This is a genomic window from Algoriphagus yeomjeoni, from assembly GCF_049821175.1.
GTDB classification, from domain to species: domain Bacteria; phylum Bacteroidota; class Bacteroidia; order Cytophagales; family Cyclobacteriaceae; genus Algoriphagus; species Algoriphagus yeomjeoni_A.
In genome coordinates, this window is sequence record NZ_CP187512.1 from 1,308,222 (window position 1) to 1,331,704 (window position 23,483).

24 protein-coding genes are annotated in these 23,483 nt (G+C 40.2%); 16 read left to right on the forward strand and 8 right to left on the reverse strand.

Annotation, left to right across the window (positions count from 1 at the left end; all coding sequences use genetic code 11):
* Positions 1–126: 126 nt before the first annotated feature.
* The 6 genes from ACPUEN_RS05365 to ACPUEN_RS05390 form a co-directional block, all read right to left on the reverse strand.
* Complete coding sequence (locus ACPUEN_RS05365; RefSeq protein ID WP_425639087.1) at positions 127–1,644, reverse strand: FMN-binding glutamate synthase family protein; 1,518 nt, start codon at positions 1,642–1,644, stop codon at positions 127–129.
* Between the two features lie 49 nt (positions 1,645–1,693).
* Positions 1,694–2,659: a YheT family hydrolase gene (locus ACPUEN_RS05370; protein WP_425639088.1), complete on the reverse strand. Its 966-nt coding sequence runs from the start codon at positions 2,657–2,659 to the stop codon at positions 1,694–1,696.
* 59 nt (positions 2,660–2,718) lie between these two features.
* A complete protein-coding gene (locus tag ACPUEN_RS05375; protein WP_425639089.1) occupies positions 2,719–3,066 on the reverse strand; it encodes a hypothetical protein in 348 nt (115 codons plus the stop codon).
* Positions 3,047–4,276, reverse strand: a complete 1,230-nt coding sequence (locus tag ACPUEN_RS05380; protein ID WP_425639090.1) for an NAD(P)/FAD-dependent oxidoreductase — start codon at positions 4,274–4,276, stop codon at positions 3,047–3,049. Before ACPUEN_RS05380 ends, ACPUEN_RS05375 begins: the two co-directional genes overlap by 20 nt.
* A gap of 37 nt (positions 4,277–4,313) precedes the next feature.
* Positions 4,314–5,852 carry a helicase HerA-like domain-containing protein gene (locus tag ACPUEN_RS05385; protein WP_425639091.1) on the reverse strand — a complete coding sequence of 513 codons (1,539 nt, stop codon included), beginning with the start codon at positions 5,850–5,852 and terminating at the stop codon, positions 4,314–4,316.
* Positions 5,853–5,941: 89 nt separating this feature from the next.
* Positions 5,942–6,349: a DUF4332 domain-containing protein gene (locus ACPUEN_RS05390; RefSeq protein WP_425639092.1), complete on the reverse strand. Its 408-nt coding sequence runs from the start codon at positions 6,347–6,349 to the stop codon at positions 5,942–5,944.
* Between the two features lie 223 nt (positions 6,350–6,572).
* Here ACPUEN_RS05390 and ACPUEN_RS05395 point away from each other — a divergent pair, with 223 nt between their 5' ends.
* Complete coding sequence (locus tag ACPUEN_RS05395; RefSeq protein WP_425639093.1) at positions 6,573–7,310, forward strand: molecular chaperone DnaJ; 738 nt, start codon at positions 6,573–6,575, stop codon at positions 7,308–7,310.
* Positions 7,311–7,569: 259 nt separating this feature from the next.
* Here ACPUEN_RS05395 and ACPUEN_RS05400 read toward each other — a convergent pair whose 3' ends face one another.
* Positions 7,570–8,172, reverse strand: a complete 603-nt coding sequence (locus tag ACPUEN_RS05400; protein WP_425639094.1) for a tetratricopeptide repeat protein — start codon at positions 8,170–8,172, stop codon at positions 7,570–7,572.
* 10 nt (positions 8,173–8,182) lie between these two features.
* A complete protein-coding gene (locus tag ACPUEN_RS05405; RefSeq protein WP_425639095.1) occupies positions 8,183–8,998 on the reverse strand; it encodes a 2,3,4,5-tetrahydropyridine-2,6-dicarboxylate N-succinyltransferase in 816 nt (271 codons plus the stop codon).
* 150 nt (positions 8,999–9,148) lie between these two features.
* Here ACPUEN_RS05405 and ACPUEN_RS05410 point away from each other — a divergent pair, with 150 nt between their 5' ends.
* The 15 genes from ACPUEN_RS05410 to ACPUEN_RS05480 all read left to right on the forward strand — a co-directional run bounded on the left by ACPUEN_RS05410 (position 9,149) and on the right by ACPUEN_RS05480 (position 23,386).
* A complete protein-coding gene (locus ACPUEN_RS05410) occupies positions 9,149–10,141 on the forward strand; it encodes a hypothetical protein (RefSeq protein ID WP_425639096.1) in 993 nt (330 codons plus the stop codon).
* Between the two features lie 314 nt (positions 10,142–10,455).
* Positions 10,456–11,118, forward strand: coding sequence for a metal-dependent transcriptional regulator (locus ACPUEN_RS05415; RefSeq protein ID WP_425639097.1), 663 nt, complete (start codon positions 10,456–10,458; stop codon positions 11,116–11,118).
* Positions 11,115–12,029, forward strand: a complete 915-nt coding sequence (locus ACPUEN_RS05420) for a metal ABC transporter solute-binding protein, Zn/Mn family (RefSeq protein ID WP_425639098.1) — start codon at positions 11,115–11,117, stop codon at positions 12,027–12,029. The genes ACPUEN_RS05415 and ACPUEN_RS05420 overlap by 4 nt, the downstream gene beginning before the upstream one ends.
* Positions 12,026–12,814 (forward strand): metal ABC transporter ATP-binding protein, encoded by a 789-nt coding sequence (locus tag ACPUEN_RS05425; RefSeq protein WP_425639099.1) that lies wholly within the window; start codon positions 12,026–12,028, stop codon positions 12,812–12,814. Before ACPUEN_RS05420 ends, ACPUEN_RS05425 begins: the two co-directional genes overlap by 4 nt.
* A gap of 1 nt (position 12,815) precedes the next feature.
* Positions 12,816–14,108, forward strand: a complete 1,293-nt coding sequence (locus tag ACPUEN_RS05430; RefSeq protein WP_425639100.1) for an iron chelate uptake ABC transporter family permease subunit — start codon at positions 12,816–12,818, stop codon at positions 14,106–14,108.
* Positions 14,098–14,994 (forward strand): metal ABC transporter permease, encoded by an 897-nt coding sequence (locus tag ACPUEN_RS05435; RefSeq protein WP_425639101.1) that lies wholly within the window; start codon positions 14,098–14,100, stop codon positions 14,992–14,994. Before ACPUEN_RS05430 ends, ACPUEN_RS05435 begins: the two co-directional genes overlap by 11 nt.
* A gap of 13 nt (positions 14,995–15,007) precedes the next feature.
* Complete coding sequence (locus ACPUEN_RS05440) at positions 15,008–15,460, forward strand: thioredoxin family protein (RefSeq protein WP_425639102.1); 453 nt, start codon at positions 15,008–15,010, stop codon at positions 15,458–15,460.
* Positions 15,457–16,839 carry a tRNA uridine-5-carboxymethylaminomethyl(34) synthesis GTPase MnmE gene (gene mnmE, locus ACPUEN_RS05445; protein ID WP_425639103.1) on the forward strand — a complete coding sequence of 461 codons (1,383 nt, stop codon included), beginning with the start codon at positions 15,457–15,459 and terminating at the stop codon, positions 16,837–16,839. The genes ACPUEN_RS05440 and mnmE overlap by 4 nt, the downstream gene beginning before the upstream one ends.
* A gap of 158 nt (positions 16,840–16,997) precedes the next feature.
* A complete protein-coding gene (locus ACPUEN_RS05450; protein ID WP_425639104.1) occupies positions 16,998–18,140 on the forward strand; it encodes a tyrosine-type recombinase/integrase in 1,143 nt (380 codons plus the stop codon).
* A 4-nt stretch (positions 18,141–18,144) separates the two neighbouring features.
* Positions 18,145–18,987, forward strand: a complete 843-nt coding sequence (locus ACPUEN_RS05455; protein WP_425639105.1) for a hypothetical protein — start codon at positions 18,145–18,147, stop codon at positions 18,985–18,987.
* Positions 18,988–19,082: 95 nt separating this feature from the next.
* Positions 19,083–19,361: a helix-turn-helix transcriptional regulator gene (locus ACPUEN_RS05460; RefSeq protein ID WP_425639106.1), complete on the forward strand. Its 279-nt coding sequence runs from the start codon at positions 19,083–19,085 to the stop codon at positions 19,359–19,361.
* Between the two features lie 106 nt (positions 19,362–19,467).
* A complete protein-coding gene (locus ACPUEN_RS05465; protein ID WP_425639107.1) occupies positions 19,468–20,670 on the forward strand; it encodes a VapE domain-containing protein in 1,203 nt (400 codons plus the stop codon).
* Positions 20,671–20,893: 223 nt separating this feature from the next.
* Positions 20,894–21,772, forward strand: coding sequence for a toprim domain-containing protein (locus tag ACPUEN_RS05470; RefSeq protein ID WP_425639108.1), 879 nt, complete (start codon positions 20,894–20,896; stop codon positions 21,770–21,772).
* A gap of 95 nt (positions 21,773–21,867) precedes the next feature.
* Positions 21,868–22,212 carry a MobC family plasmid mobilization relaxosome protein gene (locus tag ACPUEN_RS05475; RefSeq protein ID WP_264810083.1) on the forward strand — a complete coding sequence of 115 codons (345 nt, stop codon included), beginning with the start codon at positions 21,868–21,870 and terminating at the stop codon, positions 22,210–22,212.
* The gene (locus ACPUEN_RS05480; protein WP_425639109.1) at positions 22,202–23,386 is read left to right on the forward strand and encodes a relaxase/mobilization nuclease domain-containing protein; all 1,185 of its coding nucleotides are present in this window, start codon (positions 22,202–22,204) and stop codon (positions 23,384–23,386) included. Before ACPUEN_RS05475 ends, ACPUEN_RS05480 begins: the two co-directional genes overlap by 11 nt.
* Positions 23,387–23,483 lie beyond the last annotated feature (97 nt).

A 23,483-nucleotide genomic window follows, 5' to 3' on the forward strand; every position in this document is an offset into this window, starting at 1 on the left:
GGCTCTCCTCGAAGGTTTCTTTTGAAATTCATATTGGCAGTTTGGCGTATGTCATAAGACTTTGCGCCAAGCTGCTATTATTAAACTGCGCCTCTGCGCCTTTGCGGGATCATTTTACCCCTAAACCTACACCTGAGTATTCACAGAATCAGGTAAATATCTATTCGCAAGCTTAATCATCTCATCACCTTTAACCAAGTCACTGGCGCTAAGCTCCGAAGTATGTTTGTGGCCTGAAGCTCCTAGAAGTTCCTGAACTGCATGCACAGTATTCTTATGGAAATTATACACCCGCTCAGACTTATCGGTAACTACTAATCCTCCTACCAAGCTTGCTCTCTGAGTAGCTACTCCAGTTGGACATTCATTGGTGTTGCAACGAAGGGCTTGTATACAGCCTATGCTAAACATAAAACCACGTGCAGAATTGCACAAATCAGCTCCAAAAGCAATATTTTTTAATATCGCAAACGCAGAGATTGCCTTTCCTGATGCTATGATTTTGATGTGTTCCCTGATCTGAAACTTCTCCAGAGTCATTCGAACAAAAATAAGCGCAGGTTCCAGCGGTAACCCAACGCTATCTGAAAATTCTAAAGGAGCTGCTCCAGTTCCTCCTTCTGCCCCATCCACAGTGATGAAATCAGGATAAGTATGCTTTGCTACCATTTCTTTGCAGATAGCTGTAAATTCCTCTGTTCTGCCTATACAGAGTTTGAACCCCACAGGTTTACCACCAGATAATTCCCTCACTTTAGCTATGAATTGTATCAATTCAATAGCATTGGTAAATGCACTATGTGAAGGTGGAGAAACTATGGTCATTCCCGCTTTCAAACCACGTATTTCAGCAATTTCTTTAGTGTTTTTTATTCCAGGCAATACTCCTCCATGGCCCGGTTTTGCTCCTTGGGAAATCTTGATTTCAATCATTTTGACTTCCGGCCAATTTGCCTTTTCTGCAAATTGTTCCTCGCTAAAATTCCCCTGCTCATCACGGCATCCGAAGTATCCAGTGCCTATTTGCCATACCAAATCTGCCCCTTGACGGTGATAAGACGAAATTCCACCCTCTCCAGTATTATGATAAAACCCACCTTTTTTGGCACCCAGATTCAAAGCTTTGATGGCGTTTGAGCTCAATGAGCCAAAACTCATTGCCGAGATATTCAGGATAGACGCGGAATATGGCTGCTTACAAGCTTCATTTCCTATTACCACTCGTGCATCCTCATCATTAGTATGGACTGCATAGATAGAGTGCCTTAAAGCCATGTAATCTTCTCCATTGATTTCCCGCTGTGTACCAAAAGGATGCGTGTCATTTACATTTTTAGCTCTTCTATATACCAAGGATCGAAGGTTTCGACTGAAGGGTCTTCCATCTGTGTTTGTTTCTATAAAATACTGCTGAATCTCTGGACTTATTTTCTCTAATAAATACCTGAAATGTCCCACAACCGGGAAATTTCGAAGGATAGCATGCGACTTTTGGTTGATATCATAAATACCTATAACCAAAAGGATTACAAGTATACCCAGTATAAAATATCCGAATTTGAACTGAACAAATTGGAAATACCACATTAGAAAAAATGTAAGCATGGCCAATAGCATCAAGCTACCGAAAAACATTTTTTTCATATCAAATTCTTTTGATGATTTAGTGCACAATATAACAAAAGACTTAGGGCTAAGCCGGATTCAGAAGGAATTCTTGAACTCTATGTTCTGCCCAGGTAAACTCTTGTCCACTCAGTACAAAACCTGTGTGTCCGCCCCTTTTTGGCATTTCCAATGTCAGCAAATCTAACTTTTCTGCAAGAGAAATAGGATAGCACTCTGGTCCAAGAAGTGGATCATTCGTTGCATTTAGGACAAGCGTTGGTATTTGAATGAAAGGCATCCAGTTGTCTGCACTTACTGTTATATAAAAATCAATAGCATCCTTGAATCCATGAAGTTTAGCCGTGAAAAGTGTATCAAAAGCATCAAAATCTTCGACTTTATCAAGTAATTCAAGATCTATCAAATCTGGATACTGAGCTGCTTTTGCTTTTATTTTAAGTTTGAGTTTACCTAAGAACTTATTCTTATAAAAAGCATTTCTCCTCAACTTTAGCGTATTGGCACTGGAAAGTAGATTACAGGGTGTAGAGTACACAGCTGCCCGCTTTATTTCGAAGGGAAGATCACTCCCCTTCTCACCTAAATACTTGAGCGTCTGAGCCCCACCCATACTGATTCCTGTCAGAAAAATCTCTTTGTAGGAATGGTTTTTAAGTACATGAGTAATGGTAGCATCCAAGTCATAGCTGGCTCCATGATGATAAAGGATTGGCCCTAAATTGATTTCTCCGCCACATGAACGATTATTCCAAACAAGTACATCTATCTTTTTGGAATTGAATAGTTTAACCATTCCCCGTGCATAATGGCGCTCAGAATCTCCTTCTAATCCATGGGATATAATCAGTAGTTTTGAACTTCCCACTTTTGCCCAGTCTAAATTCAAAAAATCGCTATCAGGTGTATCTATCTTTTCTCTGGTATAGTGTACATCTTTCACTTTTCTAAAAAGACTGGGGATTATAGTCTCCAGATGTCCATTGAAAAGGTATGCAGGTGGTCCGCTATAAGTTGATTTGATAATAGGCATAAACCCCAAAAATAAGAAGCTTTGAAAGAAAATAAGGCTTCTATTAGGTCAAAACTAGTTTAAGTTAATTCGAAAACTCGCTTGATAGCAATCTCCAGTTTTCTCTGCAAATTCCGGTAATGGTTGGAAAAAGCAGGACCCTCAAATCCCTCACTTTCAATTATTTCTTTACCCAGTTGCAATTCATCTGTAATTTGCAATAATTCAAACATCGCCAAAGTAGGCTTCAGCTTATGCCGAATTTGCTGAAGTTTTACATCATTTTTTTCCAGTGAACCCTGAGCATAAACTTCTTTTAATTCAAGGAGACCTTTATGTATGGCTAATGTCAATTCTTTTTCAAATTCTTTGTCTCCATCAGCCATTCCAGAAATAAGCTGATTAAGATCAGGATAGATTTGTTCCATGTTGGTTTTTTGATGAGGCTATGCCAGCTAGAAATCCTGTGGACCAAGCAGCTTGAAAATTAAAGCCACCGGTAATTCCATCAATGTTCAAGACTTCCCCGGCAAAGTAAAGGTTAGGGTGAAATTTACTTTCCAAGGTTTCCGGGTTCACTTCGCTCAAAGAAATTCCCCCAGCAGTTACAAACTCTTCTTTAAAGGTGGTTTTACCTTCGACTTTCAAATTATAGCAAAATAAATTCTGTACCAACTTATTGATTTGCTTTTTCGATAGGGATCCATATAATTGTCCATTTTCTATCCCTGAAAGCCTAGTAAAATGCTCCCATAGCCTTCCAGGTATATCAAAAAGTGTATTGCTCTCTACTTTTCGATTGGGATGTGCAAGAATATAGCTCTTGATATGCGCATTATACTGCTGCTCACCAAACTCTCCATTCCAATTGATCAAAGCAGTAGCGATATAGTTTTGATCTTTTAGCCATTGTGCCCCAAAGGCAGATAATTTCAGAACTGCAGGTCCACTCACCCCCCAGTGGGTGACAAGCACAGGCCCACGATAATTCAGTTTGGTGCCTTCGATTTTGACAATACCATCTGTTACAGATAAGCCCATTAGCTCTTTGATAGATTCTTTTGGGGTATTAAAAGTAAAAAGTGAAGGAATAGGATCTAAAACACTGTGATTTAAATTATTGAGAAAGGAATAATTATCTATTTTTGGATGGCCACCGCTAGCAATTATTAATTTGTCGACTACAAAAAAACCGGAATCTGTCTCAAGTTTATATTGGTTTTCAATGTGAGTAATTGACTTAACTCCGCAAGATTTCAGGATGGTGATTTTAAGTTTCTGAGCTTCCTTGAGAAGAGCATCAATCACAGACTGAGAAGAATCTGAAATCGGAAACATCCGTCCATCTCCTTCAATTTTGAGAGGAACTCCTCTGCTCTCAAACCAAGTAATCGTGTCTTCAGATTTGAATTTTGAAAAGACCTTCTTTAAAAATTTCTCTCCTCTAGGATAATTCTTTACCAATTTTGATATTTCCATAGGTCGGTGTGTGACGTTACACCTTCCGCCGCCTGATACTTTTACTTTAGACAAAAGCTTGGGTGACTTTTCGAAAATTGTAACGTCTCTTCCTGCACCACTTGCATGGATTGCTGCAAAAAATCCCGCAGCTCCCCCACCAATTACTCCTATTTTCAAAACCTATATTCTATTGAATTACAACTATTTAGCATACCTACCTTTTTCTAGAAAATGAACCTAAAATCCCTCTAGTTAATTCTCTGAATATGGTTCTACCCAACTGTCTAACCATGGTGTTTTTACTCAGCTCCTCAAATAATGAAGCATCTTCTGCAGTTCTTTTGGTAGTCCTTGTGGAGGATTTTGGTCCAGGTAATTCAGCTTTCTTTTGAGTTTCCTCCAACTCAGTCATTTTTTTCTCCAATAATTCAAAAGCACTTTCACGGTCTAGATCTTGATTGTACTTATAGATCAATCCAGAATTTTCGACCACCGCATCAATTTCCACTTCATTCAAGATATCCATGCGGGTAATCGGAGCTCTAACTAAGGTGTGAGCAAGTGGAGTTGGAATACCTTTTTCATTCAAAGCTGTGATTAACGCTTCCCCAATTCCCATAGCAGTCAGGACTTCTGAAGTCTCATAGTAAGGTGAATCTGGGTAGTTTTCGGCGGTCTTAGTGATCGCTTTACGATCTTTCGCAGTGAAAGCCCTTAAGGCATGCTGAACTTTCAGTCCTAATTGACCTAGAATATTATCAGGAACATCAGTCGGAGTTTGCGTACAGAAATACACTCCCACACCTTTAGATCTAATCAATTTGACAATTGCCTCTATTTTCTCAAGGAGGTCATTGGAGGCATTGGAAAACACCAAATGTGCTTCATCAATAAACAAACAAAGCTTTGGCTGATCTGCATCACCTTGCTCTGGGAAAGTTTCATAGATTTCCGATAGCAAACTGAGCATAAAGGTTGAAAACAGCTTTGGCCTACTTTGAATATCAGTCAACCTAATTACTGAGATCACTCCTTTTCCATCTTTCTTCCTTAAAAAATCTTCAACTTCGAATGACTTTTCGCCAAAGAATCGCTCTGCGCCTTGCTGCTCCAACTCGATAATTTTACGCATTATCGTATTCACTGAGGCAGAAGAAACCTGACCATACTCTTTTTGAATGGCTTCTTTGCCCTCATTGGTAATAAACTGCAACACACGCTTCAAATCCTTAAGATCCACCAAAGGAAGATGGTTGATATCACAGTATCGGAAGATAAGTGAGATTACGCCTTGCTGAGTATCGTTTAATTCAAGTATCTGAGCGATTAGAACTGGACCAAATTCAGAAACAGTAGCCTTTAACCTGACTCCTTTTTCGTCAGAAATAGACATGAGTTCAATCGGTAAACCCATCGGTTCATAATCAACACCGATCACCTCGGATCTATTCTTTATGAAATCATTGGCAGTTCCGGGTTGTGCTAGGCCAGACAAATCACCTTTCAAATCCATCAGTACAGAAGGGACACCTTTCAATGCCAGCTGCTCTGCAATCACCTGTAGTGTTTTGGTTTTCCCTGTACCAGTTGCACCTGCAATTAGACCATGCCTATTCATGGTTTTCAATGCAATCCTTATTTGTGCTCCGGTCACTGGTACTCCATCTAAAACCCCTGTACCAAGGATGATTGAGTCTTTTTTATATTTTTGACCCTCGGCCAAATGGGTAATGAATTCTTTTGTCTTACTCATGTTCAAAGTGATTGAAAAACCAAACTACAAAAAAAACCTTGATGCCATGAGCAAAAAGGTTTTCGATGAAAAAGTTATTTGGAATAGTTTTAATGAGTTACCATTGGCTCAAGTGACTTAGCTTGCTCAATAAAGTCAGCAACCTTGGAAGCAGCAGGCACAACTCTAGTTAATCCTTTTTCTTCCTGAGTTTTAACCAGAGCTGCATGAAGATTCTCAGGATTTCTTGTTCTTAATTCCTTCACAGTATCTACGCCAGCAGCTTTCAGCAGTTCTGCAAATTGACTTGCAACACCGTTGATTCTGAAAAGATCCGCCATATTTACCCAAACAAGAACCTTGCTTTCATCTAAGCCTGAAGCCTCAGCAATTGCCTTTCTTCCTGCTTTAGAAGCACCTTTTTCTAGCAAACCTTCTACAGTAGACACTCCCGCTGCAGCAAGTTTCTCTTTCATTGCAGGACCTATACTCTCGATCATTGTGATTGGTTTTCCCATTTCTTTAATTTTTAGGGTTAAAGTTTATGACTGTAAATTCTAAAGTTGAGTTCAAAGCATTAGAATTTCAACCATTGAAAAGAATTTGTTCCTAAAATAAAGACAATTTTTAACTTCTAAAATCCATTGTGCAGATTATGGAGAGATTTCCCCTTTTGGAAACATTAACTTTACGTTTTAGAAACTTCTACCTTTATTGCTTCACTAGAAAAACAATATCGCTTTGAGCTTAAAATTTCACCATCCCCTACTCCTTCTTAGTTTTATCTTGCTGCTGACCACTAGTCAGGTGTCGCTTGCGCAAATTGGTATCAACCTTGGACAGACCGATCAATGGATGAAAGGCGCAAAGGCTGCAATTGAAAGAAGTGATTATGAAACTGCTAATTCAATATTTAGAAATCTAATAGATTCAGGGCAACCACTTCCTGAAGAAATGCCTTACCTGTTCGCTGAAACGCTTTTTCAGTTGAAACAATACGATAATTCTGCCAATTTTCTAAATAAGTACCTAGAGCTGACGGGTTTCACCGGAGACCATTATCAGGGAGCACAGGAACTTCAGCAGCGATTGGAAGCTCCACTAAAGGAGATTCAGGAATGTCAGCTATGTGATCGAAGAGGCTATCGATACAAGACTTGCTTTACCTGTGAGGGTAAGCGCCAAATCGAACAGGATTGCAACTATTGTAAAGCTAAAGGCGTGGTTGGATGTAGCCGCTGTAACGGTTCGGGTATGATCACCAAAGTGAATATTTTCAAAATTGTGGAGTATTTCGAATGCGAAAGATGTGCTGGAAAAGGCAGGTTAACTTGCCCAGTTTGTGAAGGAAGTTTGAAGGAAGTCAGCTCTTGCAGAACCTGTAATGGAAGCGGCAAATTAAGCTCTGAGGATATTTGCAACCATGTAGTTGATGAAGCCCACGCACATGTAGAAGTGAAAACTGAAGCTGTACGTTAGAATTTAGTCGCAGTATTCAGTCGCAGTTTTCAGAATGACCAGTCGCAGTATTCAGTCACAAAGTTTATACAAGCACCAAAGCTGCGTTCGGTAAAAGCCCCATATAAGCGAAGCGAGATACTGGGTGAGAGCTGGTAGAGAGTCAGCTTCTGAAGAATAATGATTACTCTAAGCCGTGACCTCTGCGATTTCCGCGTTACTAAAGTGTCCCAAGCGGTTAAAAAAAGTCATAAAAAAACCGGCATTTGCCGGTTTTAACTTATTTACAATATTTATTGAACGCTTCAGCTGCTCCGGGATATTCCAAGGCTTTGGCGAGTTGAAAGTCCTCACATGAGGCTCCCACTTTTTTCATCGCAACCTTCAATAAACCTCTATTAAAGTACGCCTGTCCAAAATCCTTATCCACTGCGATTGCATTTCCATAAGCTTTCAAAGCTTCATCAGGCTTGCCAAGTTGGTGAAGAGCTCTGGCTTTCATAAAAGATGCCATGGCAGGTGCTCCTGGTATTTCTGCCGCCTGATCTGAATATAGCAAAGCATTTGTGTAATTCTTTTGATTGTAGTGCACATTTGCTAGGCTTAGAAGAACCTGAAAATTATTAGGTTCTACCTCAAGCGCCTTCTCGAAATCAGCTTTTGCCTCCTCATAATTCCCTTGCTCCTCATTCGCTCTACCTCTATTGTAAAGCATGCGAACATCGTTTGGCTTGAATTTTAAATCCTCTGTATACTCATTCGCTGCTTTTGCATATTCTCCTCTATTGAAATATACATCACCTGAACTTGTCTTCTTTTCAGAGCAAGACCAAAGAGAAACTGAAAGAAAAAGGACGAATATCGCTTGGATACTTATTTTCATTATTGTTGGTTTATACTGCTACACTATTGTCTCGTAGCGCATCATTTAGAGATGTTTTGAGGTCTGTAGAGGCTTTCCTTTGTCCTATAATCAAAGCGCAAGGAACCTGAAAAGTTCCTGCAGGGAAAGTTTTCGAAATGGAACCAGGAATAACTACAGAACGCTGTGGCACAAAACCTTTGTATTCTACAGGCTCAGCTCCAGTCACATCTATGATCTTTGAACTTGCCGTCAAAGTAACACCAGCGCCAATTACTGCTTCCTTACCTATTCGAACACCTTCTACTATGATGGCTCGGGAACCAATAAATGCTCCATCTTCGATAATTACTGGGGCTGCTTGGATTGGTTCTAATACTCCTCCAATACCTACTCCACCACTTAAATGAACGTTTTTGCCGATTTGCGCACAAGATCCTACAGTAGCCCAAGTGTCAACCATCGTGCCACCCTCTACATATGCTCCTATATTAACATAACTTGGCATCATCACTACTCCAGAGGCTAAATATGCTCCATAACGAGCCACAGCGTGAGGAACTACACGAACACCTTTCTCCGCGTAGTTAGTCTTAAGAGCCATTTTATCATGGAATTCAAAAGGTCCTACTTCTATGGTCTCCATCTTTTGAATAGGGAAATAGAGAATTACAGCCTTCTTCACCCAGTCGTTTACCTTCCAGTCACCTTCTTCGGTAGGCTCAGCTACACGCAGAATACCAGCATCCAGATCAGCTATGACGGCTCTAATTGCTTGTTGAGTAGTTTCTTCTTTTAATAATTCCCGGTTGTCCCAGGCCTTTTCTATGATAGTTTTCAGTTCCATTATTTTGGTTAGTTTCGTTTAATGAGTGAAAAATCAGCTTCCCTAATACCAGTCTTAATTGCGTCTAGCCTTAAGCCCGCCAAAGATACGAGAGCTTGGGGAAAGCTTGGCCTTTCACTACGAGAAACAGGGCTATATCAGCTAAATTTTATGGGATTTTCACAAATACCCCTAAAAAATTACGAAGATGAAAAGTATTATACCTCTCTTTCTAACAGCTCCTCACTTTGGGGAAGATTATTCTTGCAGCTAACTTTCATAAGGGTGCTTTCTCAGGTCCGCCCAAAAATCCTGATTTGCTGTACCTACGAATACCTCCCAGTAGCAGTATTTTTCAAGGGGATTTTAGGCTATAAATTAGTCTATGATGTACAGGAAAACTATGTTAGAAATCTTGATTTAAATCCTGATTTAAGCTCGGATAAGAAGCAGAAAGCAGCTCGATTAATCAGGGGTATGGAAAGTATTAAAGGTGTTGATCTATTCCTTCTCGCTGAGAAATGCTATCAAGATGAAATGCCCGATAAGTCTCCTTTTTTGATCTTGGAAAATAAATATGCAGGAGAAATAAAAAGAGTTTCATCAATCATACTCACCAAAAAAGAGGGCTATAATTTTTTGATTTCGGGTACGCTAACGCCAGCTTTTGGCACGCTCGATGCTATCTATTGGTTCAAGGAAATCTTGAAAGAATCCCCTAAATCTTCGCTCAAAATCATCGGTCATTGTACCCTGCCAAGTTTCCAAATTGAACTGGAAAAAGCCTGCAAAAACACTACGCAGATTCAGCTCAATGCCTCTGATTTACCTGTCCCACATGAGGAGATTATTGCAGAATATTCATCGGTAGATTTTGCCCTTTTGCCCTACCAAAATAGAGAAGCAATCAAGGATAAAATACCAACAAAACTTTTTGAATCTGCAGCTCTGGGAGTGCCTGTTTTGATAGGGGGAAATCCAAAATGGCTAGACTTTCTGTCTCCATTTTCCGGAGGGTTTCCAATAGATTTTTTCGACTTACCTAACGCAACCATCCAATTTCAAGCAGCCCTAAAAAAGGAATACTTCACCCAAATTCCTGATGATACAATCCTGTGGAAATCTCAACACGAAGATTTTATTAGCGCTATTGCTTCCCTTTAAGTTCTAAACAGGATGTGGATTACTATCCACACTTATCCACCTATGCCCTATTTTCTACACTCATTTCCGCAAAATGGAAACTGAGATATTTTTGTCTTTTCAGAGAAAAAGTCAACATACCGGATATTACAAATGACTTAATATCAAATATTTAATTCATTATTCAATACCGACTAATCTTATTTTTAGACACCTCTAAAACCCTAAACACATTTCAAAATGGGTTATCCACAGGCGATTTAGCCACTATTGAATATATTTTTAGCTATATCTAAATAAATTTTTATATTTGTCTCAGTACAAATTGGAATACCATGACCTTAACTACTGCTGAGGAGAATTACCTGAAAGCGATCTATCACTTATCGGACGGAGGAACTAAAAGTGTATCCACAAATGATGTGGCTGCAGAGATGAAGACGAAGCCTGCTTCTGTATCCGACATGCTAAGAAAGCTGGGTGACAAGAAGGTGATCGAATACCGAAAATATTACGGAGTAAACATCACAGAAGAAGGTAAAAAAAGGGCACTCACTACTATCCGAAAACACCGACTCTGGGAAGTGTTTTTGGTAGACAAATTACAGTTCGCCTGGGACGAAGTTCATGAGGTAGCAGAGGAACTGGAACACATCCAATCTCCCCTATTAATTCAGCGCTTGGACTCCTACCTGAACTTCCCAAAGTTCGATCCACATGGTGATCCAATTCCCGATGAATATGGAGACGTCAGAGACAGACCTAGATTGGCTTTGATCGAAATGGACATTGACCAATCTGGTCAGATCGTGGCAGTAAAAGACAGCTCAGCCGCCTTCTTAAAATATCTGGATAAGGTAGGCGCATACATCGGAGCCCGAATCAAAATATTGGACAAAGTGGAGTTTGACGGATCCATGGAAATTCTCGTCGATCAGAAAAAAACACTCTTTATGTCCAAGGATGTCGCAGCTAATATTCTGGCAATTCAATCATGAGGAAGCTCCTTTACATAGTACCTTTTCTCCTACTTTCTTTTGCCTGCAAATTTGAAAACAAGGAAGAAAGATTGAAGCCAAAAATCGTGGCGACCACGAGTATTCTCGCTGACGGAATCAGAAACATCGTAGGCGATAAAGCGGAAGTAGTAGCACTGATGCCGGCGGGCGTAGATCCTCATTTATACAAAGCTTCCGTTCGCGATCTTGATCTTCTGCAGGAAGCTGATCTTGTCATCTATCACGGACTTTTCCTTGAGGGAAAAATGACTGAGATTTTTGAGAAGCTGGCATTTAGTCAAAGCTTGATCAATGTATCAGAAGAAATTCCCCAAGATCTTTTATTGAGATCCGGACCTGAGGCGCACTCTGTAGATCCACACATCTGGTTTGATGTGTCACTTTGGTCCAAAGCTTTGGCGCACGCCTCAGAAGAACTGATCAAATGGAAGCCAGAGTGGAAAACCTCAATCACCACAAATACCGAGTCGTATCTCAGTGATTTGGCGGCTTTGCATCAAGACAACCTCACCAAGGTTGCGGAGCTTCGCAAAGCCAATCAGGCCCTGATCACTGCTCATGATGCCTTCTCCTATTTTGGGAAAGCTTATAATTTGGAAGTTCTGGGATTACAAGGTCTATCTACACTAAGCGAGCCTGGACTTAGAGATTTGACTGGTTTGGTGAGCTTCATCGTAGAGCGAAATATCCATGCAGTTTTTGCGGAGCAAACCATTTCCCCAAAAGCAATAGAAGCTGTGGTCGCAGGATGTGCGAACCAAAACCATGAGATAAAATTAGCAGGACCACTTTACACAGATAGCCTCGGTGCTGCTGACTCCCCTGCCGGAACTTATATAGGAATGGTAAAAACGAATGTTCAAGCAATTTTTGAAAGCCTAACGAAATGATCATAAACGTAGATTCTCCCATTTTAGAAATACATGACCTCACCGTCAGCTACGATCAAAGTCCAGTTTTATGGAATGTGGATTTGAGTTTACCGTCTGGAAAGCTGATTGGAATACTTGGCCCAAATGGTGCTGGAAAGTCAACTTTAATCAAGGCCATCATGGGCTTGATTCCAACGTCAGGAGGCTATGTCAAGCTTTTTGACCGGGAGTTAAATGACGTCCGAAGCCGCATTAGCTATGTTCCCCAGCGAGAATCTGTGGATTGGAATTTCCCAGCTTCTGTTTTGGATGTAGTAATGATGGGTACATATGGCAAGCTTGGCCTTTTCAAGAGACCTGGAAAAAAGGAAAAGAAAATAGCCATGGATTGTTTAGAGAAGGTCGGGATGCAATCTTTTGTAGATCGACAAATCTCAGAGCTTTCTGGAGGTCAGCAACAGCGGGTTTTTATCGCTAGAGCTTTGGCTCAGGAAGCAGACCTGTATTTGATGGACGAACCTTTTGCCGGAGTGGATATGGCTACAGAAACAGCAATCTTCCAACTTTTGCAAGAAATGACCGCTGCGGGAAAGACGGTCATCGTAGTACATCACGACATACATTCTGCCATGAATTACTTTGATTGGATCATCATGCTGAATCTTCACCTAGTCGCATCCGGACCAAAAAAGGATGTAGTAACGGAAGAGCTTTTGAGAAAAACTTATGGTGGAAAACTAAATCTTCTCACCAAGGTTACTGACATCATCAGACAAAAAGACTTTAATCCTTTGAAAAATTGATATGAGTGACTTTGTCTATTTCTTCACATTTCAGGATGCTTCCATTGCCTTTGTGGTAATTGGAATCACGCTTTTGGGCATAGGCTCAGCATATGTGGGAACGTATAGTTTTCTAGACAAAAAAGCCTTGCTTGGCGATGCTATTTCCCATGCGGTACTTCCGGGGATCTGTTTGGGATTTATGCTGGCTGGAGAAAAGAATCCGTTATACATCGTGACTGGCGCATTTCTATCCGGTGCCTTGGCAACTTTTCTTACCTCTTGGCTAAAAAGCAAAACCCGGTTGAGTGACGATGCAATCATCGCTTCCATCCTATCCATCTTCTTTGGATTCGGTGTGGTGCTACTCACGGTAATTCAAAAATCCGGAAATCCGGAAATGGCAGGACTCAACCAGTTTATCTTCGGAAACGCCATCGCCATTCTTGAGGAGGACCTTTATATCTATGGAGGCCTGGCAATAGTAATCATCCTTACGCTGACAGCCTTTAAGAAGGAATTTTCAATGCTCGTCTTCAATGCTGACTTTGGAAAATCAATTGGCTACCCAATGGGAGCCATTCGACTGATCTTTAATGTACTGATGATATTAGCTGTAGTGATCGGAATTCAAGCCATCGGAGTAGTATTGATGGCTGCTTTGCTGATTACTCCGGGAGCAGCAGCTAGATTTTGGACCGATAAACTCGGAAGGCTATTGTTGATCGCTGGAGCATTTTCGGCAGTGTCCGGAGTAATAGGCACCTACATTTCCTTTGTAATTCCCCAGATGCCTACAGGCCCGTGGGTAGTAGTTTGCCTATCCATGTTTGCATTGATTTCCTTTCTATTTGCCCCAAAGAAAGGAGTGCTTGCCCGATACATTGCCAGAAGACATTACCTCAAAAAGACACATCAAGATCACTTACTCAAGTTGATTTACCATGGTTTAGAGAGTGGAAAGCAGAACTTCCCTATAGAAGAAATCTATCAGTCTTTTCCCTACAGAAAGAGAGAAACGAAGCATACTATTGATGAATTAATCAAAACTGATCTACTTACTATAAATCAGGGTTTTATAGACTTCACATCTAAAGGAAAATCTGAAGCAAAACGAATAGTAAGACTTCATAGACTTTGGGAACTTTACCTCAATGAGTACATGAATATTGCCCCAGATCACGTGCATGATTCAGCAGAAAAGCTGGAACATATCCTTACCCCTGAACTCGAAGCTTTACTTGAGAACAGACTAAATTATCCTAAACTCGATCCTCACCAGGAGACTATCCCCCGCGACAACGATGAGCTTTGACCAAAACGCATTTCTGATCATTTTCACCGCCAGCTTGATCTCTATTTCCTGTGGATTGCTTGGGGTATTTATGATGCTTCGCAAAATGTCCATGACTGGAGATGCCATTTCACATGCGGTCCTCCCGGGGATTGTCATTGGTTTCTTTGTGTCAGGAAGCCAAAGAGGACTTGAGGTTATCATTGGTGCTGGTATTTTAGGGATTTTGGCTACCCTACTGATAGATTGGCTGAAAAACAAAGCTAAAGTTCAATTGGATGCATCTATAGGAATTACATTTACCCTTCTTTTTGCTATAGGAATTATCCTGATAAATATGCTGGCATATAAGGTCGATTTGGATCAGGAATGTGTGCTATATGGAGAGATTGCCTACTTACCAATTGACCTTTGGATTACCGATGCTGGCTTTAGTATGGGCCCTAGAATCACCTATCTCGCAGTTTTGAATTTAGTTTTGGTAAGTGCTTTTATATTCTTGCTATACAAAGAGTTAAAGCTTACTAGTTTTGATGAAAACTTTGGTTTGGTGATAGGTCTTCCAGCGGGTGCAATCAACTTAGCGTTGATGAGTATGGTATCCTATACAACAGTAAGTAGCTTTGAAGCTGTGGGAGCAATTTTGGTTGTAGCTTTATTAGTGGTCCCTCCTGCCACAGCCTTCCTTTGGACCAAAAAATTAACATCTCTTATCAAACTTACCTGCGGGTTAGGTATTTTTATTGCATTGGCAGGATATTACGCTGCATATTTGGTAGATAGTTCGATTGCTGGCATGATGGTGGCAGTAGGTGGAATCATCTTTCTGGGAAGTGCAGCAATTAAAGGAATCCGGCCTAATTGGGCATTCGGAACTTCCACACCCAGCAAACCGTTGGAGATTTGAATAATAGAGGTATATGAAGAGATTATTGATAATAGGTCTATTCTTGGTTGTTGCCAACTTTGCGCAAGCACAGGAGAAAATCGAATGGCTGAAATTTGAGGAGGCAGTGGCTGCTACTGAAGCAAACCCAAAGATGCTTTTTGTGGACGTCTATACCGATTGGTGTGGCTGGTGCAAGAAGATGGACAAGGAAACCTTCACTGATCCTGCTGTGATCAAATACATCAATGAGAAATTTTACGCAGTAAAAATGAATGCTGAAGACGACAAACGAAAGTTTGATTTTAAAGGCAAGCAATATACAGAGGCAAAGATGGCTAGTGCCATGCGCGTGCAGTCCTACCCTAATTTTGTGATCATCGATCCAACTTTACAAAACATTACCCAATTGCCTGGATTCAGGCTTCCAGTAGAGTTTCTTGACGGACTAGGTCAGATAGTTCATAATGGATTTGGACCAAAATGAGTTTTTCACTTTCTGAGCAAAATGATACCATCATAGCATTGGCAACGCCGCAGGGTGTTGGAGCTATTGCGGTAATCCGTCTTTCCGGCAAAGACGCTATCACGCTTACCAACGAAGTCTTTTTTGGGAAAAATCTGGAGAAACAAGAATCTCATACCATCCATTTCGGTACTATACGGGATGGTGAAAAGATCATAGATGAGGTTTTAATCTCCCTTTTTATAGCCCCAAAGTCTTTCACTAAAGAAAATGTAGTGGAAATCTCCACTCACGGTTCATCCTACATCATTAACCAGGTTCTTAAACTCTTCATCCGAAAAGGAGCTCGACCTGCTAAGCCAGGAGAATTCACTCAGCGTGCATTCCTGAACGGACAGTTTGATCTGGCGCAGGCTGAAGCCGTAGCAGATCTGATTCATGCAGATTCTGAAACTTCACACCAGGCTGCACTAAGTCAAATGCGTGGTGGATTCAGTTCTGAAATACAAGAGCTTAGATCTCGTTTGATTCATTTCGCTTCCATGATAGAATTGGAACTGGATTTCGGCGAGGAAGATGTGGAATTTGCCAGTCGGGAAGAATTACGCGCGTTAGTAGAGCGTTTGCTTCGGGTAGTCGAAGAATTGATTTTAAGTTTTGATTTGGGAAATGTGATCAAAAATGGAGTACCTACGGTAATTGCTGGAAAGCCAAATGCCGGAAAGTCCACCCTACTTAATGCCCTACTTAATGAGGAAAAAGCTATCGTCTCTGAGATTGCCGGAACTACACGGGATTTTATTGAGGATGAAATCAATATAGGTGGAGTAATCTTCCGCTTTATAGATACCGCAGGTTTACGGGAAACTACAGACACCATCGAAGCAATCGGTGTGAGCCGAACTCAGGAGAAAATGAAGTCTGCTTCCTTGATTTTGTACCTCTTTGATTTGGGTGATACGGACTTGGTGGAAATCAACCGAGACGTCAATAAACTGGAAAATCAAGGCGTGCCCTTCCTGAAAGTGGCTAATAAGGTAGATAAGGGTAATACTGAGTTAATCAGTGAGTTGAAAGAAAAGCATCCTGATACTATTTTTATCTCTGCAGGAAAAAAAGAAAATCTGGAAGACCTTAAAGCCAGAATTCTTGTGCTGGTAAATCTGGATAAATTCCGTACCGGAAATACGGTGGTCACTAACGTACGTCATTACGATTCCTTAGTCAAAACCCGTGAGTCTTTATTGGATATTCTTGGCGGTTTAGACAACCAAGTAACCAATGACTTTGTGGCTATGGACATCCGCCGCTCTCTTCACTTCCTTGGTGAGATCACAGGTGAAATAACCACAGATGACCTCTTGGAGAACATATTTAGGAATTTCTGCATCGGTAAATAAATCGAGTTTTTTTTACTTGACTTTATTTGATTTCAATTGACTGTCAGTTATTTATAGGTTTTTAATTTTCCTTTATTTGAGTTTAGTTGTACATTTGTTACAACTACTGTACAACTTGAAGTCAAAAAGTTGTACAAATGTACAACTGAGGTATAGAAATGAAGATTACTTTAAAAGAGAAAAAGCTCTCAAACGGAATGATTAGCCTTTATATAGAGTATTATAAAGGTTCCACCACCGATTTGAATGGCAAACGCAGTCATATTCGAGATTTCGAATTCTTGAAAATTTACCTGCACCAGGTTCCGAAAGATGCTGTTGAAAGAAAAGAGAACAAAGAGAACCGGAAACTTGCTGAGGATATCCTATCGATAAGGCAGAGCAATTACATCCAGGGAAAATTTGAAATCAAAAACCTGTCAAAGTCAAAAAGGCAATTCTTAGACTTTTTTACTGAGAAGATGGAAGAGAAATCCAACTCAGTCAAGAACTATGGAGTCTGGCAATCTGCTTACTCCCATCTCAAAAATTGCATAAGCCCAAATTTTCTTTTCGATGAGATTGACGATAATTTTGTAAAAAGGGTAAAGCACTACTTTGAAGTAGAAGCACGAACTAAAAGCAACCTACCCCTATCCCAAAACTCCAAATACTCCTATTTCAATAAATTCAAAGCCTGTCTGAGAAGTGCTTTTGATGATGGGTATATTTCCATCAACTATGCTGCTAGGGTAAAAGCTTTTGAGCAGGCAGAAAGCCAACGAGAATACTTAACCTTTGAAGAACTTCAAGCCTTAGTTAATACAGACTGCAAATATCAAGTTTTGAAGAAGGCTTTTATATTCTCCTGTCTTGTAGGATTGAGATGGTCTGACATCAATAATCTCGTATGGTCAGAAGTCAGAGATGAAGGTAAAAATCTCTTTAGAGTAAATTTCAGGCAGGAAAAAACGGATGGCGTAGAATACCTCTATATCTCTAAACAGGCAAGGGATTTACTCGGTGACAGAAAATCTCCTAAGGATCGGGTTTTCATTGGTCTCAAATACAGCGCTGTTTATAACAATGAACTGGTTCGCTGGTGCAATCGAGCCGGGGTATTCAAGCATATTACTTTTCATAGTGCCAGGCATACCAACGCTGTCCTACTTCTTGAAAATGGAGCAGATCTTTACACCGTTCAAAAAAGGCTAGGCCACAAGGAAATAAAAACCACCGCTATCTATGCTAAAATCGTTGACCAAAAGATGCGGGAGTCAGCCCAAATTATTCCTCAACTTAACTTGGATTTGAAACTTTAAAACAATGGAAAAATCAAACCCAAAAATTCTTTTATCCACCTTATTCATTTTATTACCAGTCATTTTTTACACTGGCATAACCATATTTTTTAATTTCAATCTTTTTGTTTGGGGGAGTGGAATCAGTATGATTGTTGTCCAATTGTTTTATACTTGGAAGCTAATTAGAAGATATTCAATCTGGTATGCCAATTATATGTTTGATGAAAAAATGGTAGGATTTAGAAAAAAAGTGGAAAAACCCAGGATATTCTTTTATTCCATTTTTTGGCCAATAATGAGCTTAAGTACTTACGCCATTTTGGTTTCAAACCCAACAGGAACCCTTTGGAAAGATGTTTTGCTTTTTGCACCATTCGTTTTCCTATTCATCGTTGGTGTTTTGATTCTAGATTTAACCTGGAAGAAAAGATTTGAAAATCGGTATATACCTCTGGTAAAGGATACTTTAAAAAAAAGCCAAAAGAAATTTAGAACACATTATACATCAGGGCAGTTAGCAAAAATTTTTGATGGATTGGTGGAATATGGATTCATCGAGTATATGGACTTTGAAAAACAAAAATCTCATAGAGAGAAATTTGTCGCTTTTTTTGAAAAGGGGACAACTCCATCTACCCCATTATTTGACTTAAATATTCCTGTGATTGATGCGGTTTACTTTTTCGATGAACTAAACAATAAGATTGATGGGCTTTCATATCCTACATTGGCGAAAATTTTTCTCATAAATGGGAAAGCAATAAAACCCGGATCTCTTCGAAGCTCAAAAAGCATTTCAAAAAACTCCAGAAGCAAGTCTGAAATTGAATATCAAATAGACGGTATTTTTTCAAAAATTCATTAACGAAACCCGCTAAAACATTGACAATAGTTAATTTTTATTGTCCTTTCAGGCCTCCTTTATTCTCCTTTGCTGGACAACATCAAAAAAACGCAGCAATGGAAAACGAACAAATCCTACACAAACTCAATCGCATTGAGAAATTTATGTTTGGCCTTAAGGATATCTTGAATCCTGAGGAACTTAGTGAGTATACAGGTTTCAAAGTATCCTACATCTACAAACTAGTAAGCCAATCCAAAATCCCTTATTCCAAGCCTAATAATGGCGCACTTTTCTTCGATCGCAAAAAGATTGATGATTGGCTATTGCAAAATCCAAGTAAATCGGAAGCAGAAATAAGAAAGCAAGCTTTGCAATACACCAGAAAAAAATAAAGCGAATCCTTTCGAATTCGCTTTTAATAATGTGGAAAGAGTATCTCCGTCTGACAACGTAAAGATACTGGTTCTGCATTCATTTTCAAACTCTTAATGCAGCTCCATGAAAAACAGAAATCCTTTCAAACGATTGGATGATGACTCCAATTCACCAATGGTAAAGATGATCCGGTACTTGATAAGTAAATATGACTTTATCAACAACGTAGTAGTTTACGAAGTTTTTGCCAGTGAAAAAGAAAAAAACAACTACCTGCGGGTCAATCCCCATACCCTATTGATCGAGGCAAAATCAGCAGGACACAACACATCACTAGCCGATATCAATTCCTTCTTGAGTAGTGACTTTATTCCGAAGGTAAATCCCTTGGAAGTCTATTTTGAGCACCACAAACAGCACTGGAATCAAGAAAAACATGGTGATTACATAGATCACTTCGCCAACTATATCCAAGTGCTGGATCAAGAAAGGTTCAAAGTCCAGTTCAAGAAATGGCTAGTCCGCTGCGTCGCTTGTAGCCTAGACGACCAATACTTCAACAAGCAGGCCTTGATTTTAGTCCAGGACAAACAAAACAGCGGAAAGTCGACCCTGACAAGATTTCTTACTCCTCCAGACCTTTCCGAATACCAGACCGAAAATATTTCGGTAGACAAGGATAGCCTGATAGCCCTTTGTCAAAACTTCTTGATCATCCAGGATGAATTGTCAACTCTCAACAAGCAGGAAATCAACGCTCAAAAAAGCCTAATGAGCCGATCCTACATCAAAGTCCGACATCCCTATGATAGAAAGCCTACCATGGAACCCCGTAGAGCATCCATTATCGGTTCTACCAACAAGGCGGAATTTCTAACAGACGATACAGGGAGTGTCCGTTGGCTTTGCTTTACCCTGATTGGAATCAACTGGAAGTACAAACAAGAGGTTGATATCAACCGAGTCTGGTCTCAGGCATATAACCTTTTTAAAAGTGGCTTTGAATACAATATGAATGCTGAGGAGATCACGGAAAACGAACTGGCCAATAACCAGTTCAGCACAATCACCATGGAGTTTGAACTAATCCAGAAACACTTTGACCCAGGAAATAAGGAGGACGAATTCATGACTCCCTCAGACATCATCCAATACCTGAATAAAGCAGAAGGATCACTTCTCAAAATCAGCAGGGAGGAAATCGGAAAAGCCCTGAAAAGACTCGGATTTGAACGGATTGCCAAAAGAGGCTATGGCGACAAATCCTATCCCGTAAAGGGCTATTATATAAAAACCCCTAATCCACTTACTACCTTACTACAATGAATATATATAATTGATATACTGATAGTTACCTGTAGTCAGGTTAAATCAATCAAGGTTACTACACCTTACTACAAAACCGGAAATGTAGTAACCGTAGTAAGCTTAAAATACCAATAAAAATGCAACCTGACTACAGTTAACACATTGATTTTCTATCGATTAAAGCTAGTGTAGTAACGTAGTAAGCTACTTTGACAATTTTAACTAACAAACCATAAAAATCATGAACTGTAAGCAAGCCAATCAAATCAGCATTCTCGAATATCTCTCAGCAATTGGCACCCAACCAGCGAAAAACCTTGGAAGCTATTCCATATACTTCTCTCCTTTCCGGGAAGAAAAAACACCTTCTTTCAAAGTAGATCACAGAAGCAATCTTTGGATCGACTTCGGTAACGACAATGAAGGTGGAACCCTCATCGACCTAGTCTTGAAATTAAACCCTGCATTTTCGATTGAAGGTGCGCTGAATCATCTCACGCAAAGAAACCTGGAGTCTTTTTCTTTTCAACAGCAAGACAATCATCATGACTTGAAAGCCGATTCTAAAATCCAAGTCTATGCAGTCAAACCACTTGGTACCAACAATGCTATTTCAGAATACATTGAATCTCGCGAGTTAACCTTGTTCATGGCCCGACAATTCTGCAAGGAAGTTTACTTCGAGGTGGACGGAAAAAAATATTTTGGAGTAGGAAACCAGAATTCCAACGGATGGTCTATCCGCAACAAATACTGGAAAGGATGCACAGCCCAAGGCATCAGTATTTTTGGAGATCCAAAAGGAAACGGTAATTCAACCTTGGTAATATTCGAAGGGATTTTTGACCTGATGAGTTACTTTCAAAGAAACAATATACAGGAGATTCCCTTTTGTTTAATGTCACTTAACTCATTGGCAAATACCAAAGAAGCCACCTCCTATTTCGAGCAATTTAAAACTGTGGAGCTATACCTTGATCGGGACGATCAGGGAAAGAAAAAGACCAAAGAACTATTAAAGGAACACTCCCATTGCATAGACAAAAGTCTGGACTATACAGGGTACAAGGACTATAATGAAATGCTAATTCATGAAGGTCGACTGGGCTTTCTTCGATGAGGGTCGCTTTGCGAAGCAAGCTATGTTTCGGCCAGACCGAAACGCTTGCTTCGCTCCGCTCAGAAATCAAAAACTCACTTCGTTCATTTACCGATATGGCAAGACCTAAGCTACCGCAAAAAGAAAAAAAGAGCATCAAGTTTTCCTTCAAAATGGACGAAGGGGAATATGAGCAATTGGCAAAACTATGTGAATACTCCGACCTCAGCGCTTCCGAAGTGATCAGATCTTGCGTCTTCAAAAACAGACTGCCGAAAGCACGTACACCTATTCTGGAAAAGCAAACCTATCTAGAGCTAAAGAAGATCGGAACAAACATCAACCAAATCGCAAAACACTATAATTCAAATATCCCGGTACCATCTGATAAGCTTGCAGCTTTCCAGGCTTTACAAGAAAAACTAAATCTTCTAATCAAACTTCTAGTCAATGATCACTAAGGTATCCATAGGAACTTCTTTCATGGGGGCGTTGAACTACAATTTGCAAAAGCTTTACTCCAAGGACGAGTCCCAAAAAGCTGAGTTACTTGCTACTAATTTTGCTAGCCTCAAGCAACAGTCTATCAAGAATGAGCTGCGCTTATTGCAAAGTTTAAATCCCAGATTGAAGCGAAACACCTTTCACACCAGCCTCAATTTCGGCAAGGACGAGGTGATTTCTAATGATAAAATGCTCACCATCGCCGAAGAGTACATGAAGAAAATGGGCTTTGACAATAATGCTTATTTCATCTTCCGGCATCATGACACCGGCCATCCACATTGCCATATTCTAGTGCTACGCAACCGATTTGACGGAACCGTGGTCTCAGACAGCAGGAACTACCAAAGAAGCGACCAAATCGCCAGGGAGTTAGAGATTAAGTATAATCTGGAACAGGTAAAATCAAGCCAAGAATCAAAGGTAAAGTCTCCCGACAAGGATGAAATAGAAATGGCTTTGCGGACTGGTAAAGCCTCCCAACGAATGGTACTCCAGGAGTTGGTGGGAGCAGCTTTGAAAAAAAGTAACAACATCCCCTCCTTTATTGGCCATCTGGAAAAGAGCGGGGTCAATGTATTATTCAACCAAGCTAGTACAGGCCGGATATCGGGCATCTCCTACTGCTATGGAGGATTTGTAGCTAAAGGACAGGCTTTGGGAAATCAATTCAAATGGGGGCAACTATCCAAAACATTACACTATGAGCAAGCTAAAGACTTTCAATCAATTGACGAAGCAAACCGTCGATCAAGAGCAGCATATCCTAAAGGAGGCAATGACCATCAAGCTGGAAAACCAGCAGCTGATCGAATGCTTGATAGAACTCCGAGACAGCCAGAATCAAATCAGGAAGAATCAAAAAATACTTCAAGGTCAAATCCATTCCAACCATCAAACGCTGGCCGCGAAGCAAGATCCACGGATCGAGAAGTTAATTTCGGGAATGATCGAGAACCGCAAATCTTACCGTCAGGTGATCAAAGTAGTTCAAATAGCCTTCTTCACGCTCCTAGTGCCATTGCTGGCCTTGGTGACCTGCTTGCTTCTATTCCGGCTTCTGGGAATCTAGATGACGACAGCAAAAAGAAAAAGAAGAGAAAAAGCAAGGATTTAGGGCTAGGACGGTAATCAGCCTTGCTCTCATATATCTAGATATATACATATAATGGCGAATATATATACGTATATCTAGATATATCCTACAACCCTTACAAATCTAGCCCTA

Excerpts from the sequence above, each read along its gene's own strand:
- ACPUEN_RS05440 (WP_425639102.1), top strand. The coding sequence starts at position 15,008 with ATGAAGAGATTATTGATAATAGGTCTATTCTTGGTTGTTGCCAACTTT.
- ACPUEN_RS05455 (WP_425639105.1), top strand. The coding sequence starts at position 18,145 with ATGGAAAAATCAAACCCAAAAATTCTTTTATCCACCTTATTCATTTTA.
- ACPUEN_RS05400 (WP_425639094.1), bottom strand. The coding sequence starts at position 8,172 with ATGAAAATAAGTATCCAAGCGATATTCGTCCTTTTTCTTTCAGTTTCT.
- ACPUEN_RS05435 (WP_425639101.1), top strand. The coding sequence starts at position 14,098 with ATGAGCTTTGACCAAAACGCATTTCTGATCATTTTCACCGCCAGCTTG.
- ACPUEN_RS05390 (WP_425639092.1), bottom strand. The coding sequence starts at position 6,349 with ATGGGAAAACCAATCACAATGATCGAGAGTATAGGTCCTGCAATGAAA.
- ACPUEN_RS05470 (WP_425639108.1), top strand. The coding sequence starts at position 20,894 with ATGAACTGTAAGCAAGCCAATCAAATCAGCATTCTCGAATATCTCTCA.
- ACPUEN_RS05385 (WP_425639091.1), bottom strand. The coding sequence starts at position 5,852 with ATGAGTAAGACAAAAGAATTCATTACCCATTTGGCCGAGGGTCAAAAA.
- ACPUEN_RS05405 (WP_425639095.1), bottom strand. The coding sequence starts at position 8,998 with ATGGAACTGAAAACTATCATAGAAAAGGCCTGGGACAACCGGGAATTA.
- ACPUEN_RS05415 (WP_425639097.1), top strand. The coding sequence starts at position 10,456 with ATGACCTTAACTACTGCTGAGGAGAATTACCTGAAAGCGATCTATCAC.
- ACPUEN_RS05430 (WP_425639100.1), top strand. The coding sequence starts at position 12,816 with ATGAGTGACTTTGTCTATTTCTTCACATTTCAGGATGCTTCCATTGCC.
- ACPUEN_RS05365 (WP_425639087.1), bottom strand. The coding sequence starts at position 1,644 with ATGAAAAAAATGTTTTTCGGTAGCTTGATGCTATTGGCCATGCTTACA.
- ACPUEN_RS05425 (WP_425639099.1), top strand. The coding sequence starts at position 12,026 with ATGATCATAAACGTAGATTCTCCCATTTTAGAAATACATGACCTCACC.
- ACPUEN_RS05460 (WP_425639106.1), top strand. The coding sequence starts at position 19,083 with ATGGAAAACGAACAAATCCTACACAAACTCAATCGCATTGAGAAATTT.
- ACPUEN_RS05370 (WP_425639088.1), bottom strand. The coding sequence starts at position 2,659 with ATGCCTATTATCAAATCAACTTATAGCGGACCACCTGCATACCTTTTC.
- ACPUEN_RS05465 (WP_425639107.1), top strand. The coding sequence starts at position 19,468 with ATGAAAAACAGAAATCCTTTCAAACGATTGGATGATGACTCCAATTCA.
- ACPUEN_RS05420 (WP_425639098.1), top strand. The coding sequence starts at position 11,115 with ATGAGGAAGCTCCTTTACATAGTACCTTTTCTCCTACTTTCTTTTGCC.
- ACPUEN_RS05480 (WP_425639109.1), top strand. The coding sequence starts at position 22,202 with ATGATCACTAAGGTATCCATAGGAACTTCTTTCATGGGGGCGTTGAAC.
- ACPUEN_RS05450 (WP_425639104.1), top strand. The coding sequence starts at position 16,998 with ATGAAGATTACTTTAAAAGAGAAAAAGCTCTCAAACGGAATGATTAGC.
- ACPUEN_RS05475 (WP_264810083.1), top strand. The coding sequence starts at position 21,868 with ATGGCAAGACCTAAGCTACCGCAAAAAGAAAAAAAGAGCATCAAGTTT.
- ACPUEN_RS05375 (WP_425639089.1), bottom strand. The coding sequence starts at position 3,066 with ATGGAACAAATCTATCCTGATCTTAATCAGCTTATTTCTGGAATGGCT.
- ACPUEN_RS05410 (WP_425639096.1), top strand. The coding sequence starts at position 9,149 with ATGGGATTTTCACAAATACCCCTAAAAAATTACGAAGATGAAAAGTAT.
- mnmE (WP_425639103.1), top strand. The coding sequence starts at position 15,457 with ATGAGTTTTTCACTTTCTGAGCAAAATGATACCATCATAGCATTGGCA.